This is a genomic window from Actinomycetospora sp. NBC_00405, from assembly GCF_036044095.1.
GTDB lineage: Bacteria > Actinomycetota > Actinomycetes > Mycobacteriales > Pseudonocardiaceae > Actinomycetospora > Actinomycetospora callitridis.
The window spans coordinates 5,786,646-5,805,642 of the sequence record NZ_CP107938.1 but is presented as its reverse complement, the minus strand read 5'-3'; the positions used below and the strand labels follow the sequence as shown (position 1 = coordinate 5,805,642).

Sequence of the window (18,997 nt, the reverse complement as noted above, 5' to 3'; positions counted from 1 at the left end):
ATCAGTGGGACTCGCGCGGGACCTCGGCACCACCGGCCCCGACCAGGAAGTCGAGGTCGGCGCCGTGGTCGGCCTGCAGCACGTGCTCGGTGTAGAGGCGCGTCCAGCCGCGGGACTCCGCCGGGGCGGGCGCCCGCCACCGCTCCCGGCGGCGGGCCAGCTCGTCGTCGTCGACGTGCAGGGTCAGGGAGCGCCCGGGCACGTCGAGCTCGATCTCGTCCCCGGTCTCCACCAGGGCGAGCGGTCCCCCGACGGCCGCCTCGGGCGCGACGTGCAGCACGACCGTGCCGTACGCCGTGCCCGACATCCGCCCGTCGCAGACCCGCACCATGTCCCGCACCCCGCGCTCGAGCAGCTTGCGGGGCAGCCCGACGTTGGCGACCTCGGGCATGCCCGGGTAGCCGCGCGGGCCGCAGTAGCGCAGCACCAGCACCGTCGACTCGTCGATGTCGAGCTCGTCGCTGACCGCCCGGTACTCCTCGGGGGACTCGAAGACCAGGGCGCGGCCGCGGTGGCGCTGCAGCGACGGTGACGCCGCCGATTGCTTGATCACGGCACCGTCGGGGGCGAGGTTGCCCCGCACCACGGCCGTCCCGCTGCCCGCGGGCGCCATCGGCCGGTCGAACGGGTGGATGACCTCGCGGTTCCAGCACGCCGCGTCCGCGATCGCGTCCCCGAGGGTGCCCCCGGCCACGGTGGGCCGCCCGAGGTGCAGCAGCCCGGCGATCTCCTGCATCACCGCCGGCAGCCCGCCCGCGTAGCAGAGATCCTCCATGAGGAAGCGCCCCGAGGGCTCGAGGTCGACGAGCGTCGGCACGTCGCGGCCCAGCGCGTCGACGTCGTCGAGCGAGAACGGCACGCCCAGCCGGCCCGCGATCGCCGCCAGGTGGATGACCGCGTTGGTCGAGCCGCCGATGGCCGCGTTGACCTTGACCGCGTCCTCGAACGCCTCCCGGACCATGACCGACGACGGCCGGACGTCGGCCTCGACCAGCTCGACGATGCGCTGACCCGCCCGTTGCGCGGTCTGGTCGCGGCGGGCGTCGACGGCGGGCCAGGTCGCCGAGTACGGGAGCTGCATCCCCAGCGCCTCGGCCAGGCAGGCCATCGTCGACGCGGTGCCCATCGTCATGCAGTGCCCGGGCGAGCGGGCCATCGCGCCCTCGGCCACCGCGCACTCGGCGGCCGTGATGGTCCCGGCGGCGAGCTCCTCCTCGAAGCGCCACACCTGCGTGCCCGAGCCCAGCTGGCGACCCTGGTAGCGGCCGCTGAGCATCGGGCCGCCGGTCACCATGATCGCCGGCAGGTCGACGCTCGACGCGGCCATGAGCAGCCCGGGCGTCGTCTTGTCGCAGCCCGAGAGCAGGACCAGCCCGTCGAGGGGGTTGGCCCGCATCAGCTCCTCGGCCTCCATCGCCAGCAGGTTGCGGTAGAGCATCGCCGTGGGGCGCAGCAGCGTCTCGCCGAGCCCGGTGCACGGGAACTCGCGGGGGAACCCGCCGGCCTGCCACACGCCGCGCTTGACCGCCTCGGCGACGCGGTGCAGATGGGCGTTGCACGGGACGAGCTCGGACCACGTCGTGGCGATCCCGATGACCGGACGCCCGTCGAAGACCTCGTCGGTGACGCCCTGGTTGCGCATCCACGAGCGGTGGATCATCCCGGACCGGCCCTCGGCGCCGAACCACGCCGCGCTGCGACCGCTCATGGCCGACCTCCCGCGCTCGTCAGATGGGCCCGGACCCACTCCTCGACCTCGACGACGTGGGTGGTGGCCGCGGTCCACGCGGCGAGCGAGTCGCGCTCGCGCAGGGCGCGCAGGATCGCCACGTGCTGGTCGTGGGTCCAGCTCAGGACGTCGTGCTCGACGATCGCCCGCCAGATCCGGACGCGGGCCGTGCGCCCCGCGACGGCCGCGGTCAGCGAGGCGAGCGTCGCGTTGCCGGCCGCCGCGGCGATCGCGGCGTGGAACTCCAGGTCCTCGGCGACCAGGCGCTCGGGCTCGGTGAGCCCGCGCATCCGCTCGAGCCGTTGCTGGAGGTCCTGCAGCGCCGCCTCGTCGATGCGGGTCGCGGCCAGGGCGGTGGCGCCGGGCTCGAGCACACGGCGGCACTCGAAGAGCTCGGCGATCCCCTGCTCGCCGACCAGCTCGAGGAACGAGCCGGTGGCGCGCACCAGGCGATCGGGGCGCAGGTCGGTGACGAAGGTGCCGTCCCCGCGGCGTACCTCGAGCACCCCGGCCCCGGCGAGCGCCCGCACCGCCTCGCGCAGCGACAGGCGCGACACGTCGAGGTCGGCCGCCAGGTCCGTCTCCGGCGGCAGACGCTCCCCCGCCGAGAACTCCCCGTTCTCGACGCGGGCGACCAGCGCGCCGATCACCCGGTCGACGACGCTGTCAGCTCGCGTCACGGGCCCGTTCCGTCCACGCCGAGCCGTGCGGGAAGGCGTACGCGGCCCGGGCCGCCGCGAGGATCTCCGCGCTGTAGCCGGGGCGGGTCGGCGGCAGGTAGGACGTGCCGCCCATCCGGACCGGGTCGGCGAAGTGCTCGTGCAGGTGGTCGACATACTCGATCATCCGATCCTGACGGGTGCCGCTGACGGCGACGTAGTCGAACATCGACAGGTGCTGCACCAGCTCGCACAGCCCGACGCCGCCGGCGTGGGGGCAGACGGGGACGTCGTGGGCGGCGGCGAGCAGCAGGACCGCGACGGCCTCGTCGACGCCGCCGGGCCGCGCGGCGTCGAGCTGGCAGACCCCCATGGCCCCGGCGGCCAGGAACTGCTTGAACATCACCGCGTTGTGCGCGTGCTCGCCGGTGGCCACGCGGACGGGGGCGATGGCGCGCGCGATCGCGGCGTGCGCGAGGACGTCGTCGGGGCTCGTCGGCTCCTCGAACCACCAGATGTCGTACGGCTTCAGGGCTTCCGTCCAGCGCACCGCGTCCGCGGCCCCGAGCGTCTGGTTGGCGTCGATCATCAGGCGACGCCCGGGACCGATCACCTCCCGGGCGAGCGCGCAGCGGCGCACGTCGTCGGCGAGGTCCCCGCCGACCTTCAGCTTGATCGCGTCCCAGCCCGCGGCGACGGCCTCCCGGCACAGGCGCACCAGCTTGTCGTCGTCGTAACCCAGCCAGCCCGCGCTCGTGGTGTAGGCCGGGTAGCCCTCCTCGTGCAGCCGGGCCTCGCGCTCCGCACGCCCGGGGAGCTGCTCCTCGAGCATCGCGAGCGCGGCCTCGGGGGTGAGCGTGTCGCGCAGGTAGCGCCAGTCGACGAGGTCGACCAGCTCCTGCGGGGTCATGTCCGCGAGGACCTTCCACACCGGCTTCCCGACGGCCTTGCCGATGAGGTCCCAGGCGGCGTTGACGACCGCCGCGAGCCCGAGCTGGATGGTCCCCTTGGTCGGACCGAGCCAGCGCAGCTGGCTGTCGGCCTGCAGGTGCCGGGAGAAGCCGCCCGGGTCGGCCAAAAGCTCGGCGACCGACCAGCCCCGCGCCCGCCGGCCGATCGCCTCCGCCGCCGCGAGCGCGAGCTCGTTGCCACGCCCGATCGTGAACGTGAAGCCGTGGCCCTCCAGGCCGGCATCGGTGTGCAGGACGACGTACGCGGCCGAGTAGTCCGGCGCCTCGTTCATGGCGTCCGACCCGTCGAGCGCGCGCGACGTCGGGAAGCGGAGATCGACGGTCTCCACGTCGACGATGACCCCGTGCATGGCCCGCTCCTCAGACCTCTCGACCGCTCCGAGCGACGCGATCGCCGGAGATGCGCGAGTTCCTCACGGTGCCAGGCGCAGACATCAGATGTCTAGCGCTCGCGGTCGCCCTCCCCCGAGGCCGCCATCTCCGGGCTCGACGGCTCGTCGGCGATGTGGTGGCGCAGGTTGCTGCGGAAGTAGAGCAGGATCCCGACGAAGCAGAGCGCCGAGACGACGAAGGACACCTGGAGCGAGCCGAGCACGTCGGACACCGCGCCCTGCACCACCGGGATCACCGCTCCGCCGACGATGGCCATCACCAGGATCGCGCCGGCGGTCTCCTGGTAGCGCTTGTCCTCGATGGTGTCCAACGTCTGCCCGAAGATCGTCGGCCAGCACGGGCCCATCACGAGGTTGGAGGCGATGACGAACCAGATGGCGGACGAGGCCGGACCGAACGCGGCCAGCGTCAGCAGCACCGCGCCGATCGCGCAGTAGACCACCAGCACACGGGCCGCCGAGTACCGCGCGATGAGCCCGTTCGCCACGAACTTGCCGACCAGGAAACAGGTGAACCCGGCGATCATGTAGTTGGTCGCCTCGCGCTCGTTCATGCCCGGATACAGCTCCAGCGCCACCCGGATCGTGAACGACCACACCGCCGTCTGCAGGCCGACGTAGAGGAACTGCGCGACGATGCCCTTGCGGTACTGCGCGGTGCGGACAAGCACCCGCAACGTCTCGGTCAGCCCGGCCTCCTGCTGTGCCGGCTCGTCCGCCGGTGTGCCCCGGGGGAACTCGGTGATCACGAAGAGCACCAGCAGGCAGACGAGCACGATCAGGATGTACTTGTAGGGCAGCAGGGTGTTCTGCAGCAGGGCCTCGGCGAGGGCGCGCTCGGCCTCCGGCGTCGGTGCCGCGTCCAGCTGAGCCTCGATCGAGTCCCCGGTACCGAAGATCAGGTACTTGCCGAGGATCACGCCCAGCAGGTTGCCGATCGGGGTGAAGGTCTGCGAGATGTTCAGCCGCAGCGTCGACGTCCTGCGCGGACCGAGCATCGACGAATAGGTGTTCGCGCTGGTCTCGAGGAAGCTCAGGCCGATCGCGACGGCGAAGATGCTGAACAGGAACATCGCGTAGGTCGCGAGCGTGCTGGCCGGGAAGAACAGCCCACAACCGACGATGTAGACCGACAGGCCGATCAGGACGCCGACCTTGTACGACGTGCGGCGCACGATGCGGGACGCCGGGATCGCGATCAGGAAGTAGCCGCCGTAGAACGCCGACTGCACGAAGGCCGTCGCCGCGTCGGACAGCGTGAAGACGTGCTTGAACTGCGTGATCAGGATGTCGTTCAGCCCGGCCGCGGCGCCCCACATCGGGAACAGCAGCGACAACAGGAGGAACTGGAAGATCGGTGTCCGGTCGAGGTATCCGGAGGCCAGCTGCCGTGCCGGATTCTTGATCAGCATCGAATCACCCCGTGCGCCGCCGCACCCCGGACGATCGGCAAGGTAACCCGGCGGTCCGAACGGCGGCAATCCGCCGGTGGCCACTGAGGCCCGACGGAGCACCCCGGCGTGCCTACCCCAGCGCCGGGACGATCGCCTCGATCAGGTGCGGGCCGGGCTCGCGCCGGGCCCACCGCAAGGCCTCGAGCAGGTCCTCGGTGGTCTCCACCCGCCGCGCCGGCACGCCGTACCCGGTCGCCAGCGACACGAAGTCCGGCGTCGGGTCGGCGAGGGTCAGCATCCGCCCCGCGCGCCCCGAGTGGGCGGCCTCCCCCGCCCCGGTGCGGGCGAGCTCCACCCGCAGGATCGCGTACGCCGAGTTGTTGATCAGCACGGTCGTGACGTCGAGCTGCTCGCGGGCCTGGGTCCACAGCGCCTGCAGCGTGTAGAGCGCGCTCCCGTCGGCCTGCACCGCGACGACCGGGCGGTCCGGCGCCGCGATCGCCGCCCCGAGCGCGGCGGGCGGGCCCTGCCCGATCGCTCCCCCGGTCAGCGCGAGCTGGGTGTGCGGGGCGGCCGTCTGCAACGCCGGGGCCAGCACGGCGGCGGCGGTCAGCGACTCGTCGACCACGATCGCGTCCTCCGGCAGCGTCGCGGCGACCGCGGCGCACAACGACCGCACGTCCAGCGGTCCCGGTGCGGGCTCCGGCGCGTCCCGCGGCGCCGGGTCGGCCACGGCGTCCGGTGCCACCTCGGCCGCCAGCGCCTCGAGGGCGGCCGCTGCGTCGGACGCGGTGTCGGCCAGCCCGACCACCGTGCACCCCTCGGGCACGAGGTCCCCGGGGACCCCGGGGTAGCCGAAGAACGACACCGGCGACCGCGCCCCGGCCAGCACCAGCGACGACGCGCCGTCGAGCTGCTCGAGCGCCTGCTCGGCGAAGTAGGCCAGCTTGTCCGCCCGCGGGCGCCCGGCGCCGGTGTCCCAGCGCCGCGGGAACGTCTCCGTGAGCAGCCGGGCGCCGGTCGCGGCCGCGACCCGGCCCGCGGCGTCCATCGCCCGCGCAGTCAGTGCCGAGCCGCCGAGGAGGATCACCGCTCCGGGCTCACGCACCGCCTTCGCGGCCGCCGCCACCCGCGAGGGCGCCGGCGGGAACGGTGCCGCCACGGGCAGGGCGGGCGCGAGGGCGCCGCCCTCGGACCACGAGACGTCCGCCGGCAGGACCAGGGTCGCGACCTGGCCGCCGCGCTCGGAGGTCGCCGCCACCGCGCGCATCGCGTCGTCGGCCACGTCCCGCACGTCGCCGCAGACGTGCACCCAGCCCGACACCGTCCGCGCGAGCGCGGTGATGTCCGACTCGAGCGGCGCGTCGTGGCGCACGTGGCTGGTGGCGTGCGCGCCGACGACGCACAGCAGCGGCGTCCCGGCCCGGCGGGCGTTGTGCAGGTTCGCCATCCCGTTGCCCAGCCCCGGCCCCAGGTGCAGCAGCACCGCGGCGGGCCGGCCGGCGAGGCGGGCGTAGGCGTCCGCGGCACCCGTCGCGACGCCCTCGAACAGGGTGAGCACGCCACGCATCTCGGGGACGGAGTCCAGCGCCTGCACGAAGTGCATCTCGGAGGTACCGGGGTTCATGAAGCACACGTCCACGCCGGCCTCGACCAACGAGCCGACCAGCGCCTCGGCGCCCCTCATGCGTCGGGCCCGGGCAGCGGAGCGGGCGGGGAGCACCACCACGTCGTCATGGTGCCCACTCCACACGGTGCGGCCCTACCGGTGCCAGCCGGGATCGGCGCTCGACCGTCCGGCGGTGGAGGAACGGAGCGTGTTCGTTCAGAATCGGAGGGTGAGGCGCACCACACCGGCCATCGGGGGCCGGGACCGCGGAGCACCTGGCCGCGGACCGGTGGACGCCGCGACGAGGAGGACGCCGATGTCCGAGACCGTGTCCACCGATCTCCCTGAGCTCGACGCCCTGGTGGTGGGAGCCGGGTTCTCCGGTCTCTACATGCTCCACCGCCTGCGGAACACCCTCGGCATGTCGGCGCTGGTGCTCGAGGCGGCCGACGACGTCGGGGGCACCTGGTACTGGAACCGCTATCCGGGAGCGCGGTGCGACTCGGAGAGCTACTTCTACAGCTTCTCCGACCGGCTCTCCGAGGACCTCCTCGAGGAGTGGACGTGGAGCGAGCGCTTCGCGGGCCAGCCGGAGATCCTGCGCTACCTGCAGACCGTCGCCGACCGCTTCGACCTGCGCCGCGACATCCGCTTCCGGACCACGGTGACGGCGGCGTCCTGGGACGACGACGCCGGGCGCTGGCTGGTCGACACCCAGGACGGCGAGCGCTTCGCGGCCCGCTTCCTCGTCACCGCGGTGGGCTGCCTGTCGACGACGAACCTGCCCGAGTTCCCGGGCCGCGACAGCTTCACGGGCGACTGGTTCCACACCGGACTGTGGCCGCACGAGGGCGTCGACTTCACCGGCAAGCGCGTCGCCGTCATCGGCACCGGGGCCACCGGCGTGCAGCTGATCCCCGAGGTCGCGCAGGAGGCCGCGCACGTCACCGTCTTCCAGCGCACGCCCAACTACGACATCGCCGCGGGCAACCACCCGGTGACCCCCGAGTTCGACCGTGGGATCAAGGACGACTACCCGCAGATCTGGGCGCGGACCCGCAAGACGGCGTTCGGCTTCCCCTACGACGTCGCGGACCGCACGGCGCTGTCGGTGCCGGAGGACGAGCGCCAGGCGATCTTCGAGGAGGCGTGGGCGAAGGGCGGCTTCCGTCTCGGCACGACGTTCAACGACCTGCTCCTCGACGAGGACGCCAACGAGACGGCCGCCGAGTTCCTCCGCAACAAAATCCGGGAGCGGGTGGACGACCCGGAGATCGCCGAGATGCTCGCGCCGAAGGACCACCCGTTCTTCACGAAGCGACCGCCCCTCGAGAACGGCTACTACGAGACCTACAACCGGGACAACGTGACGCTGGTCGACGTCAACAGGTCGCCGATCGAGGCGATCACGCCCGCCGGTGTGCGCACGACGGACGGCGAGTACGAGGTCGACAGCATCGTCTACGCCACCGGGTTCGACGCCATGACCGGCACGCTGTTCAAGCTCGGCATCACGGGACGGGACGGACTGACGCTCGCCGAGAAGTGGGCCGAGGGCCCGCGCAGCTACCTCGGCATCGCCACCCACGGGTTCCCGAACCTGTTCATGATCACCGGACCGCAGAGTCCGTCGGTGCTGAGCAACATGCCGGTCTCGATCGAGCAGCACGTCGACTGGGTCGCAGGCTGCCTCCGCCACCTCCGCGAGCAGGGTGTCGCGCGGATCGAGCCGACCCGCGAGGCCGAGGACGGCTGGGTCGCCCACCACGACGAGGTCACCGCGACGACGCTGCTCCCAAGGGCGAACTCCTGGTGGGTCGGGGCCAACATCCCCGGCAAGCACCGCAGCCTCTACCCGTACGTCGGCGGGGTGGGGGCGTACCGCGGCATCTGCGACGACGTCGCCGCCAAGGGCTACGAGGGGTTCGCGCTGAGCCGGGCCGGCGCGGTGGCGCCGGCCTGAGCGGTGACGTCGGGGGCCGGCCGCGGCTACCGCTGCGGCCGGGCCATCGCCCCCTGGCGGGCGGCCTTCTCGGGCTCGGACATCGAGCGGTGGTCGACGACCTGCCGCTTCGTGGCCTCGTCGCCGCCGACGACGTGGTCGTCGCCGGCGAACAGGGCCTCGATGCCCTGGCGGGCGACCTCGGTCCGGTCGTTCTTCCAGCTGTTGTCGCCGAAGACGGTGTCCCCCATGCCGGCGTTGGCGTGGAACTCGGAGGCGGTGGCGCCGGGCAGCAGCGCGGTGACGGCGATGCCGTCCTCGCGCAGCTCCTCGCGGATCGACTCGGCGAAGGAGAACCCGAAGGCCTTGGTGGGCCCGTAGACCGGCTCGTAGGGCGTGGGGGTGGTCGCCGACACCGACGAGACGACCAGGATGCGCCGATTGCCCTGGTCAGAGCCCTGGTCGAGCATCGCGCGGACCACGCGCTTGGCCATGTGGACCGTGCCCGCGCAGTTGATGGCGATCATGCGGAGCTCGTCGTCGAGGTCGGTGTCGGCGAAGGCGCCGCCGACACCGATCCCGACGTTGAGGCAGGCGACGTTGATCGGTCGCCCGAGGTCGGCGACGAACCGCCAGAACGCCTCGACACCGTCGAAGGTGGCGGCGTCGGCGCGGAACGGATAGGCCTCGACACCGAGCTCCTCGAGCTCCTTCGCGGCGTGGTGGACGCGCTCGCTCTGCCCGGAGATCGCGACGTCGTGGCCGCGCTCGGCGAGGCGGGCGGCCAGCTCGAAGCCGATCCCCGACGAGCCACCGGTGACGAGGGCGAGGGGACGGGTGGCAGTCATGGCGCGGGGGTGCCCGGCCGCATCCGTGGCGACCCCCGCGAAGGAGGTCGTCGCGGGTGTTGCCGTTCGGGCCTTCGTTGTCGGGGGTCGGCCCTAGAATCGAACGTATGAGCGAACGGGGTCTCGGGGTGGTGGAGCGCGAGGCGCTCGACCGCGCCCGGACGCGCCTGGTCGCTCTGCGCGCCGAGCAGTACCGGTTGCTCGAGGACATCGCCGAGCTCGAGCGCCTCGGGGTCGCCCAGCAGACCGGTGACCGCGCCACCCCACGGCTGCTCCAGGACCTCTCGACGCTGGATCTGCACGAGGCGAAGCGGCTGGCCGAGGAGTCCGCCGATCTCGCCCCGCGCCGTTCCCTGCTGGGGGAGCCGTTGCCTCCGCGGTTGCCGGTCACGGCGACGGTCTACGCCTCCGGGGAGATCGGCCCGGCGCACGTCGTGATCATCCGCAGGACGATGGCGCACCTGGAGCGCCTCGAGACGGTGTCGGTGGAGGACTGGTTCGCCGCGGAGCGTGTGCTCGCCGACGACGCCACCCGCTTGCCGCCGCGGCTGTTGGCACGGGTCGCGGCCCGGCTGATCCTGGCTTTCGACTCCGACGGGGCCGCCCCGCCCGAGGGGGAGGACTGCCGCGACGAGCTGCACGTGGTTCGCCGCCGCGACGGGCGCCTGGAGTTCAAGGGGCGGTTGCACGACCCTGTCGACGGGGAGGTGTTCCTCGGCGCGATCGACCCGCTCGCCGAACCGTTCGGCCCCGACGACACCCGCAGCCTCGTACGGCGCCGCATCGACGCGCTCAAGGACATCGTCAGCGACAGCGGGCGCCCCGGCGGCCTCACCGACGACGCCACCCACCCCGACGACGCTGCCGACGCCGACGCCGACGCCGCGGACGAAGACGCGGACGAGGACGCGCTGATCCCGCAGCCTCGCCGACCCGCGCCGGTGCCGGCGCAGCGCCCGGGTCGGGCACTGGTGACGATCACGATGGACCTGCGGTGGCTCCAGCTCGCCACCGGCCACGGCACCCTCGACACCGGGACCCCGGTCGATCCGGCCACCGTGCGCCGGTGGGCCTGCGACGCCGAGGTCGTCCCTGTCGTGCTCGGCGCGAAGTCCGAGCCCCTCGACGTGGGCAGGTTGCAGCGCACCGTCACCGACGCCATCCGCCGGGCCCTCAACATCCGCGACGGGGGCTGCGCGTTCCCCGGCTGCGACCGGCCCCCACGGCGCTGCCACGCCCACCACATCCGCTTCTGGGGCCACGGCGGCGACACCCGCCTGCCGAACCTCGTGCTCCTGTGCCGGCACCACCACCAGGTGATCCACCACGGCCACTGGACGGTGCAGATCGTCGACGGCCTGCCCTGGTTCACCCCACCGAGCTGGATCGACCCCGACCGGCAACCCCGACCCGGCGGCCGACCCCGCGTCCCCCTCTGACGGTCGAGTCCCGATCCGGCGCTCGGAGCGCGCGCCTTGACCATGCCGCGACGGCACGGTGTTCCGTGGACGCCATGACCGCCGCACCGCCCCGCGGGACCGCGCCCGACCTGATCGACGTCGAGGACTTCTTCACCGATCCGCCGTTCGGCGACCCGTCGATCTCCCCGGACGGCACGCGGATCGCCTACCTGGCGCCGCACCGGGGGCGCCGCAACGTGTGGGTGCGCGGCGTCGAGCAGGACCACGAGCAGGCTGTCCCGGTCACGCACGACACCCGCCGGGGGATCAGCACCTACTACTGGACCGACGACCCGCGCTGGCTGCTCTACCGGCAGGACACCGACGGCGACGAGGCGTGGCACCTGCACCGTGTCGACCTCGACCACCCGGACCAGCCGGCCGTCGACCTGACGCCGCTGGCCCCGGGCTCGCGGGTGTTCGCCGTCGACCCGGAGACCACGGTGCCCGGCACGGTGATCGTCTACATGAACCCCCGCCCGCTGTTCGTCGACGTCTTCCGCGTCGACGTGGCCACCGGTGCGACCACCCCGCTCGTGGAGCGGACCGATCCGGCGGAGACGTTCCTGCTCGACCGGGCCGGCCGCCCGAGCTGGCACGTCTCCCAGGACGCCGAGGGCACCCACGAGATCGCGGCCGTGGACCCCGACACCGGCGAGCGGCGGATCGTCCACCGGGTCGGCGGTCCGGAGCACCCGATGGGCCTCTTCCTGCTGCCCACCCCGGACGGCCGCGGGGCGCTGCTCGGCGACTACCAGGACTCCGACGACCTGCGGCTGACCCGGATCGACCGCGAGACCGGCGAGCAGACCGTGGTCGCCGCCGTGGAGGGCCACAGCCTGGACACCCTGAGCTCGGTCGCCGACTCGCTGCCGCCCAGCGTGTTCGTCAGCCGGCGCACCGGGGAGGTCATCGCCGCCCGCTTCACCGGCGACCGGCCCCGCGTCGTCCCGCTCGACCCCCACTTCGCCGAGGTCCAGGCCGCGATGGAGGAGCTCTCCGACGGGGTCCTGAACGCGGTGTCGTCCGACCTGGACGAGCAGCGCTGGATCGCCACCTTCGGACACGACCGCGAGACGACGGGGTCGACCTGGTTCTACGACCACGCCACCGGGGAGAGCCGCCTGCTCTCCGGCGCCGACCGGCACCCGGACCCGGCGGTCCTCGCGCCGATGACCCCGGTCGCCTTCCCGGCCCGCGACGGCCTCCCGCTGCACGGGTTCCTCACCCTGCCCGTCGGGGTCGCGCCGCAGGGCCTGCCGCTGGTCCTGCTGGTGCACGGCGGCCCGTGGATGCACGACACCTGGGGCTACAACGCGACCGTGCAGTTCCTCGCGAACCGCGGCTACGCCGTGCTGCGCGTGAACTTCCGCGGCTCCACCGGCCACGGGCGCCGCCACCTCACCGCCGCGATCGGCGAGTTCGCCCGCGCGATGCACGACGACCTCATCGACGCCGTCGACTGGGCCGTCGCCCGGGGCTACGTCGACCCCGACCGCGTCGGCATCCTCGGTGGCTCCTACGGCGGGTACGCCGCGCTGGTGGGCGTCACCGTCACCCCGGACCGGTTCGCCGCCGCCGTCGACTACGTCGGCATCTCCGACCTGGCGAACTTCCTGGCCACGCTGCCCCCGTTCGTGCGGGCGAACATGACCAACAACTGGATCCGCTACGTCGGCGACCCCGACGACCCCGAGCAGCTGGCCGAGATGCGCCGGCGCTCCCCGATCACGATGGTCGACCGAATCCGGACCCCGCTGCTCGTCGCCCAGGGCGCGAACGACGTCCGCGTCGTGCAGGCCGAGTCCGACAACCTCGTCGCGCCGCTGCGCGAGCGCGGGGTGCCGGTCGAGTACCTCCTCGCCGAGGACGAGGGGCACGGCTTCGAGAACCCCGAGAACCAGGTCCTGCTGCACCGCGCGATCGAACGGCACCTCGCCACGCACCTCGGGGGACGTAGCGCGTCCTGACTACCCGGGCACGACGGCCCAGGAGCTCCGGCCGTCACCGTCGATCGGGACGGTCGGTCCCCCGGTGACCTCGGGACGGACGGTGGCCTGCCCGAGTCCCCGGACCCGCGCGAGCACCTCGCGTCCGGCCCGGCCGCCCTCCCCGGCGACGAGCGCCTGGGCGTCGAGGCCGGCCGCGAGCGCGAGATCGACCGCTCGCGCGGCGGCAGGGCCCTGCGTGACGACCACCGCCGTCGTGACCCCGAAGACGTCGCGGGCGCGGCGCATGGTGTGCCAGGTGTCGAAGCCCGCGTAGTCGGTGAAGACGTCCTCGGCTGCGACGCCGGCGGCGAGCGCGGCGTCGCGCATCGCGTCGGGCTCGTTGTACTCGAGGCGGGCGTTGTCGCCGGACACCAGGAGCTTCTCGACCCGCCCGGCGCGGTACAGGCCGACGGCCGCGTCGACGCGCTGCCGCACGACGGCGCCCAGCGACCCGTCCGCCCGCACGAGGGATCCGGGCACGATCGCCACCTGCACCGGCCGCGCCGTGGCGGCGTCCGCGGTCACGAGGTGGTCGGTCCGCCGGACGACCACGACGTTCGACACGGCGACCACGAGCACGAGCACGACCACGAGCAGCACGCCCGCCGCGAGCACGAGCCCCAGGGTCGGCCGTGCTCCGGTCACCGTGGGAACGCCGCAAGGATCGACGGCGAGAGCAGGGACGACATCAGGCTCCTCGTACTCCTCGGCTGCCCTCGTTCCTACCGCCGGTCCGCGCGCGCGTGCCACGGATCGTCGGTCCCCCCGTCGCGCCGCGCCCGCTCACGACGGGCACCTCCCGGGTGCCAGGTCCGCCCGCCGCGCCTCCAGGAACGTCCGTTCCGTGTCGTTCGTGGCCAGGGTGATCGCCTCCGCGTAGGCGGCGACGGCCTCGTCGGTCCGGCCCAGGCGCGCCAGCAGGTCGGCGCGGGTGGCGGGCAGCAGGTGGTAGCCGGGGATCTCGAGCTCCTCGACCGCCGCGAGGGCGACCGCGGGTCCGTGCACCTCGGCGACGGCGACGGCGCGGTTCAGCGCGACGATCGGGGTCGGGGTGAGCGCCATGAGCTGGTCGTAGAGGGCGAGGACCTGCGTCCAGTCGGTGGCCGGGCCGTCGGTGTGCACGGCGTTGATGGCGGCCTGGATCTGGTACGGCCCGGGGCGATCACGGCGCAGGCAGCGACGGACGAGCTCGTGCCCCTCGGCGATCAGCTCACGGTTCCACAGGGTGCGGTCCTGCTCGGCGAGGGTCACGATCTCGCCGGAGGGCGCCGTGCGGGCCGGCCGGCGGGCCTCGGTGAGCAGCAGCAGCGCGAGCAGGCCGAGCACCTCCGGCTCGTCGGGCATCAGGTCGGCGAGCGCCCGGGCGAGGCGCACCGCCTCCGCGGAGAGATCGGTGCGCAGCAGCGGACCGGTGGTCGCCGTGTAGCCCTCGTTGAAGATCAGGTAGAGCACGGTCAGCACCGGCGGCAGGCGGTGGGGCAGCTCCGCCTCGGCGGGGACCCGATAGGAGATGCCGGCGTCGCGGATCTTCTTCTTCGCCCGCACGATCCGCTGGGAGATCGTCGCCTCGGGCGCGAGGTAGGCGCGGGCGATCTCGGGGACCTCGAGCCCGCCGAGCAGGCGCAGGGTGAGCGCGGTCTGGGCGAGTGGGGAGAGCGCCGGGTGGCAGCAGGTGAAGATCAGTCGCAGCTGGTCGTCGCGCACCGGTCCCACCTCCTCGGTCTCCTCGGGCTGGTGCAGCAGCAGGGCCTGCGCGTGGCGGGCCTCGCGGGTGGACTCGCGGCGGACGCGGTCGAGAGCCCGGTTCCGGGCGGTGGTGACGATCCAGGCGCCCGGGTTGCGCGGCACCTCCTCCCCCGGCTGCGCCCACTTCTCCATCGCCACCGCGAACGCGTCCTGCACGGCCTCCTCGGCGAGCCCGATGTCGCCGAGGAGGCGTGTGAGGGTGGCGACGCAGCGGCCGTACTCGGCGCGGTAGACGCTGGTGAGGTCCATGAGGACGGGCGTCCCGGTCAGGCGAGGCCGTCGAACGGCCGGACCTCGATGGGCGCCTCGCACGCCTCCGCGCACTTCTCGGCCCAGCCCAGCGCCGCGTCGAGATCCGGGACCTCGATGACCCAGAACCCGGCGAGCTGCTCCTTCGTCTCCGCGAACGGCCCGTCGGTCATGGTGGTGGTGCCGTTCTGCACGCGGACGACGGTGGCGCTGTCGTAGGGCAGCAGGCCCCCGGCGAAGACCCAGATGCCCTGCGCCTTCATCTCGTCGTTCACGGCGCCGACCCGGGCGAAGTTCCGCTCCTGCTCCGCCTCGGTGGGCCGGGGTCCGCTCTGGTCGAGCTCGACGCTCATCAAGTAGTGCACGGTGCTCGCTCCCGTTCGTGAGGTCGTTGTTCGTGGGGTCGTTGTTCGTGAGGTCGTTGTACGTGGGGTCGTGTCAGGCCAGCCGGCGGGCGACGGCGGGGATCACGATCGCGGCGGCCACGACGTGGGTGAGGATCAGCAGCATCTTCGTGGACACGGCGGCGTCGGCGAGCACGTCGGGCACGAAGGAGAGCACGGTCAGCGCGACGGTGGTGCGGACCCACGCCGTGCGCGGGTGGCGGGCGAAGCGCCGCAGCGCCGTGGCGATGACCAGCCCGAGGACGGAGAAGATCACCGTCAGGACGGCGAACCCGCTGGTCGGGATCGGCGCGCCGGAGATGGCGGTGCTGATGCCGATCGCCTGGCCGCCGGCGGCGACGGCCGCGGTGGCGACGGACGCGGCGACGGTGGCCGCGGCGCCGGCCAGGAGCATCGACCCGACGCCCGGGGCGGTCGCGGTGGTGTCGTCGGCGGTGGCGGTGGTGGTCGTGGACACGGGGACCTCCGGTGGGTGCGGGGACCGGCTCGGTTGCCGCTCCCTCACCCAGGCGACGAACGGGGTCGACCCCTTTTCGACACGCCCACCGGATTTCCTCCGAGAATCTTCGCCGGCCCTCTCAGGCGCCCCCCGACCCGGCGAGCTCGTCCTCACGGCGGGTGAGGACCAGGGGTCCGTCCTCGGTGATGGCGATGGTGTGCTCGGAGTGGGTGGTGCGCGAGCCGTCGGCCGAGCGGATGGTCCAGCCGTCCGGGTCGTAGGTGATCTTGTCGGTGGTGCGGGCGAACCAGGGCTCGAGGGCCAGGGTGAGCCCCGGGCGCAGGCGAAGCCCCCGTCCGGCGCGGCCCGCGTTGGCGACGTGTGGGTCCTCGTGCATCGTGCGCCCGAGCCCGTGCCCGCCGAACTCGAGGTTGACCGGATAGCCGTGACGGGCGGCGACCGCGCCGATCGCGGCGGAGACGTCGCCGAGCCGCCGGCCGGTCTGCGCGGCGGCGATCGCGGCCTCGAGGGCCTCCTCGCCGGCCGAGACCAGCTGCCGGTCCTCCTCCCGAGGGGTGCCGACGATGACGGTGCGGGCGGAGTCGGCGACCCAGCCGTCGACCGCGACGGCGAGGTCCATCGTCAGGACGTCGCCGTCGCGCAGCACGTAGTCGTGCGGCAGCCCGTGCAGGACCGCGTCGTTGACCGACAGGCAGATGACGTTGCGGAAGGGGCCGCGGCCGAACGAGGGGGCGTAGTCCCAGTAGCACGACTCGGCGCCGCGCTCCCGGATGAGCTCGCGGGCGTGGAGCTCGAGGTCGAGGAGGTTGACCCCGACGTCCGCGCGCTCCCCCACGGCCTGCAGGACGTGGGCGACGAAGCGCCCGGTCGTGTGCATCCGCTCGATCTCGGCAGGGGTCTTGAGCTCGATCATCGCCGCACCTCGGAGTGGGATAGTTATCCCGGTATTAGTATCACGGTCATGGTGCGCGTGCCCTTGACCCCGCAGGACCACGAGCGAGGCCGGCGACTCGGCGAGGTCCTGCGCGCGGCGCGCGGGCCACGGAGCATGACCTCGGTGGCCACGGCCGTCGGGATGTCCCCGGAGACCCTCCGCAAGATCGAGACGGGCCGGGTCCCGACGCCCGCGTTCTTCACCGTCGTCACGCTGTGCAACGAGCTCGGGGTCCCGCTCGACCAGCTCGCCGACCGGTGCGCCGCCGACGACCCGGCGGAGCCACGCAGCGCCTGACGGCGGAGCACCTGATCAGAGGTGGACTTCCCGGCCGGTCGGGAGCACAGTGGCCCCGACCCGGTCCGGACCCCGCCGCGGCGTGAATTCCGAGGCTCTTCACGAGCCGCGAGCCACGAGCACAGCGGGTGACCATGAACGACGACGGCCGGCCTTTCGACCCCCGGGTCCACCAGGCCGAGGGCATGCTCACCGCGCGGTACGGGGTGCCGATCACCGAGGCGGCCGTGATGCTGCGCGCGTGGGCGGCACGGGGCGACATGACGGTGTCCGAGATGGCGGCCCAGGTCGTCAGCACGCTCGTCGTCCGCCGCGGGAACGGACACCGGCCTCGGTGACCGGACATGCGAAGGAGTCCGCGATGAGCGAGCAGCAGGCCGTGAGCACCGGGGAACGTGTGGGGGTCGAGCTGGCACGGGCCCTCGAGGACGCGGCCCGCGGGCTGGTCGAACGGGGGGCGGACGAGGACGTCGAGCACACCCTGCAGCTCATCGTGCGGGGCGCGATCCACACCATCCCGCACGTCGAGCAGGCCGGTGTCTCGCTGGTCGAGCGCGGCGGGATCGTGACGGCCCGCGCGCCGAGCAACGACGTCGTGCGCGAGCTCGACGAGCTCCAGACCGACCTCGGGGAGGGGCCCTGCCTCGACTCGATCTGGTACGAGCAGCGGACGCTGATCGAGGACATGACCCAGGTGCGCGCCCGGTGGCCCCGGTGGGCGGTCGAGGCCGAGCGGCGCGGCATCGGGTCGTTGATGGCGTTCCAGCTGTTCGCCGACAAGGGCAGCGCCGGAGCCCTGAACCTGTACGCGTCCGAGTCCGGGGTGTTCGACGAGGCCACGGCGGACACCGGTTCGCTCTTCGCCACCCAGGCCGCCCTGGTGCTCCACAGCGCCCAGCGCGTCCACGGCATGGCCGGCGCCCTGGCCAGCCGCGACCTCATCGGGCAGGCCAAGGGCGTGCTCATCGAACGCATGGGTGTGGGTCCCGAGAGGGCCTTCGCGCTGCTCGTGGAGTCGTCCCAACAGACGAACATCAAGCTCGTGGACGTCGCGGCCTGGCTGGTCGGCGAGGCACAGAAGCCGGGCAGGCCGGGTAACCACAGACGTTAGCCCGGCACAACGGGGTGGGTACCTGCGGGCCAGGTCGGTCGTGAACCCGCGGGTAGGACGTCGACTCAGGTCCCGTCGGTTCAGCCTTCCGAGCCGGCGGGGCCGTCGTCGTCCAAGCGACTCACGCGGCCCCGGAACTCCTCCGGACAGGACGAGGTCGCCGACCATCCGCCGGTAGTGCGCACGCCGATCGGGGTCGAGGAGGTCCCGGTCGAACACGGCCTGGAAGGTGTGCCGGTTCGCGAGGCGGAAGATGCAGATCGCGCTGATCACCATGTGCACGTCGAGGGCGTCGACGTCGGCGCGGAAGAGTCCCGCCGCGTGGCCGCGCTCGAGGATGCCGCCCAGCACGTCGACCGCCGGCGCCGCGAGGCCGGCCAGGGCCTCCGACGTGCGCAGGTGCTCCGCGCGGTGGATGTTCTCGATCGCCACGAGACGGACGAAGTCGGGGTGCGACTCGTGGTGGTCGAACGTCAGCTCGGCCAGGGCCCGCATCGCCCGGGCCGGGTCGAGGTGCTCGACCTCCAGCTGGGCCTCGAGGACGCGGATGCCGGCGTAGGCGTGCTCGAGCACCGCCAGGTAGAGCCCGCGTTTGCTGCCGAAGTAGTAGTAGATCATCCGTTTCGTCGTGCGGGTGCGGGCCGCGATCTCGTCCACGCGCGCGCCGGAGAACCCGTGGTCGGCGAACTCGGTGGTGGCCACGGCCAGCAGGTCGGCGCGGGTGCGGGCGGCGTCGCGGCGCCGCTCGACCACCCCCTCCTCGGCCACCCCTGCCTCCTCGGTCACGGCCCCGACCCTAGG

At 73.2% G+C, this 18,997-nt stretch carries 17 protein-coding genes and 1 pseudogene; 6 read left to right on the top strand and 12 right to left on the bottom strand.

Annotated elements, in window-relative coordinates; all coding sequences use genetic code 11:
• Position 1: 1 nt before the first annotated feature.
• The 5 genes from OG774_RS28650 to OG774_RS28630 all read right to left on the bottom strand — a co-directional run bounded on the left by OG774_RS28650 (position 2) and on the right by OG774_RS28630 (position 6,832).
• Entirely contained in the window at positions 2-1,708 is a 1,707-nt protein-coding gene (locus OG774_RS28650) for an IlvD/Edd family dehydratase (protein WP_328305716.1), read from the bottom strand.
• A complete protein-coding gene (locus OG774_RS28645; RefSeq protein WP_328305715.1) occupies positions 1,705-2,409 on the bottom strand; it encodes a FadR/GntR family transcriptional regulator in 705 nt (234 codons plus the stop codon). The genes OG774_RS28650 and OG774_RS28645 overlap by 4 nt, the downstream gene beginning before the upstream one ends.
• Positions 2,396-3,709 (bottom strand): enolase C-terminal domain-like protein, encoded by a 1,314-nt coding sequence (locus OG774_RS28640; RefSeq protein WP_328305714.1) that lies wholly within the window; start codon positions 3,707-3,709, stop codon positions 2,396-2,398. The genes OG774_RS28645 and OG774_RS28640 overlap by 14 nt, the downstream gene beginning before the upstream one ends.
• Positions 3,710-3,801: 92 nt before the next feature.
• Positions 3,802-5,163: an L-fucose:H+ symporter permease gene (gene fucP / locus OG774_RS28635; protein ID WP_328305713.1), complete on the bottom strand. Its 1,362-nt coding sequence runs from the start codon at positions 5,161-5,163 to the stop codon at positions 3,802-3,804.
• Between the two features lie 112 nt (positions 5,164-5,275).
• Positions 5,276-6,832 (bottom strand): acetolactate synthase large subunit, encoded by a 1,557-nt coding sequence (locus OG774_RS28630; RefSeq protein WP_328311196.1) that lies wholly within the window; start codon positions 6,830-6,832, stop codon positions 5,276-5,278.
• A gap of 238 nt (positions 6,833-7,070) precedes the next feature.
• Here OG774_RS28630 and OG774_RS28625 point away from each other — a divergent pair, with 238 nt between their 5' ends.
• Positions 7,071-8,717 carry a flavin-containing monooxygenase gene (locus OG774_RS28625; protein WP_328305712.1) on the top strand — a complete coding sequence of 549 codons (1,647 nt, stop codon included), beginning with the start codon at positions 7,071-7,073 and terminating at the stop codon, positions 8,715-8,717.
• A 26-nt stretch (positions 8,718-8,743) separates the two neighbouring features.
• On the opposite strand, the gene OG774_RS28620 is transcribed toward OG774_RS28625, so the two are convergent.
• A complete protein-coding gene (locus OG774_RS28620) occupies positions 8,744-9,544 on the bottom strand; it encodes an SDR family NAD(P)-dependent oxidoreductase (protein WP_328305711.1) in 801 nt (266 codons plus the stop codon).
• Between the two features lie 107 nt (positions 9,545-9,651).
• On the opposite strand from OG774_RS28620, the gene OG774_RS28615 reads away from it, so the two are divergent.
• Together OG774_RS28615 and OG774_RS28610 are read left to right on the top strand one after the other, a co-directional pair.
• Positions 9,652-10,983: an HNH endonuclease signature motif containing protein gene (locus tag OG774_RS28615; RefSeq protein WP_328305710.1), complete on the top strand. Its 1,332-nt coding sequence runs from the start codon at positions 9,652-9,654 to the stop codon at positions 10,981-10,983.
• Positions 10,984-11,057: 74 nt separating this feature from the next.
• The gene (locus OG774_RS28610; protein WP_328305709.1) at positions 11,058-12,974 is read left to right on the top strand and encodes a S9 family peptidase; all 1,917 of its coding nucleotides are present in this window, start codon (positions 11,058-11,060) and stop codon (positions 12,972-12,974) included.
• Here OG774_RS28610 and OG774_RS28605 read toward each other — a convergent pair whose 3' ends face one another.
• From OG774_RS28605 to map, 5 genes are all read right to left on the bottom strand, one after another.
• Entirely contained in the window at positions 12,975-13,640 is a 666-nt protein-coding gene (locus OG774_RS28605) for a SanA/YdcF family protein (RefSeq protein WP_328305708.1), read from the bottom strand.
• Positions 13,641-13,778: 138 nt separating this feature from the next.
• Positions 13,779-14,990: an RNA polymerase sigma factor gene (locus OG774_RS28600; protein WP_328305707.1), complete on the bottom strand. Its 1,212-nt coding sequence runs from the start codon at positions 14,988-14,990 to the stop codon at positions 13,779-13,781.
• 17 nt (positions 14,991-15,007) lie between these two features.
• The gene (locus OG774_RS28595) at positions 15,008-15,343 is read right to left on the bottom strand and encodes a YciI family protein (protein ID WP_328305706.1); all 336 of its coding nucleotides are present in this window, start codon (positions 15,341-15,343) and stop codon (positions 15,008-15,010) included.
• A gap of 85 nt (positions 15,344-15,428) precedes the next feature.
• Positions 15,429-15,851: a DUF6069 family protein gene (locus OG774_RS28590; protein ID WP_328305705.1), complete on the bottom strand. Its 423-nt coding sequence runs from the start codon at positions 15,849-15,851 to the stop codon at positions 15,429-15,431.
• Between the two features lie 121 nt (positions 15,852-15,972).
• Positions 15,973-16,767: a type I methionyl aminopeptidase gene (gene map, locus OG774_RS28585; RefSeq protein ID WP_328305704.1), complete on the bottom strand. Its 795-nt coding sequence runs from the start codon at positions 16,765-16,767 to the stop codon at positions 15,973-15,975.
• A 48-nt stretch (positions 16,768-16,815) separates the two neighbouring features.
• Here map and OG774_RS28580 point away from each other — a divergent pair, with 48 nt between their 5' ends.
• The 3 genes from OG774_RS28580 to OG774_RS28570 all read left to right on the top strand — a co-directional run bounded on the left by OG774_RS28580 (position 16,816) and on the right by OG774_RS28570 (position 18,196).
• Positions 16,816-17,085: a helix-turn-helix domain-containing protein gene (locus OG774_RS28580; RefSeq protein ID WP_328305703.1), complete on the top strand. Its 270-nt coding sequence runs from the start codon at positions 16,816-16,818 to the stop codon at positions 17,083-17,085.
• A gap of 128 nt (positions 17,086-17,213) precedes the next feature.
• Positions 17,214-17,423, top strand: coding sequence for an ANTAR domain-containing protein (locus tag OG774_RS28575; RefSeq protein WP_328305702.1), 210 nt, complete (start codon positions 17,214-17,216; stop codon positions 17,421-17,423).
• A 23-nt stretch (positions 17,424-17,446) separates the two neighbouring features.
• Positions 17,447-18,196 carry a GAF and ANTAR domain-containing protein gene (locus OG774_RS28570; protein ID WP_328305701.1) on the top strand — a complete coding sequence of 250 codons (750 nt, stop codon included), beginning with the start codon at positions 17,447-17,449 and terminating at the stop codon, positions 18,194-18,196.
• A gap of 147 nt (positions 18,197-18,343) precedes the next feature.
• Here OG774_RS28570 and OG774_RS28565 read toward each other — a convergent pair.
• Positions 18,344-18,964: pseudogene (locus OG774_RS28565) on the bottom strand (TetR/AcrR family transcriptional regulator); the annotation flags it as partial.
• Positions 18,965-18,997 lie beyond the last annotated feature (33 nt).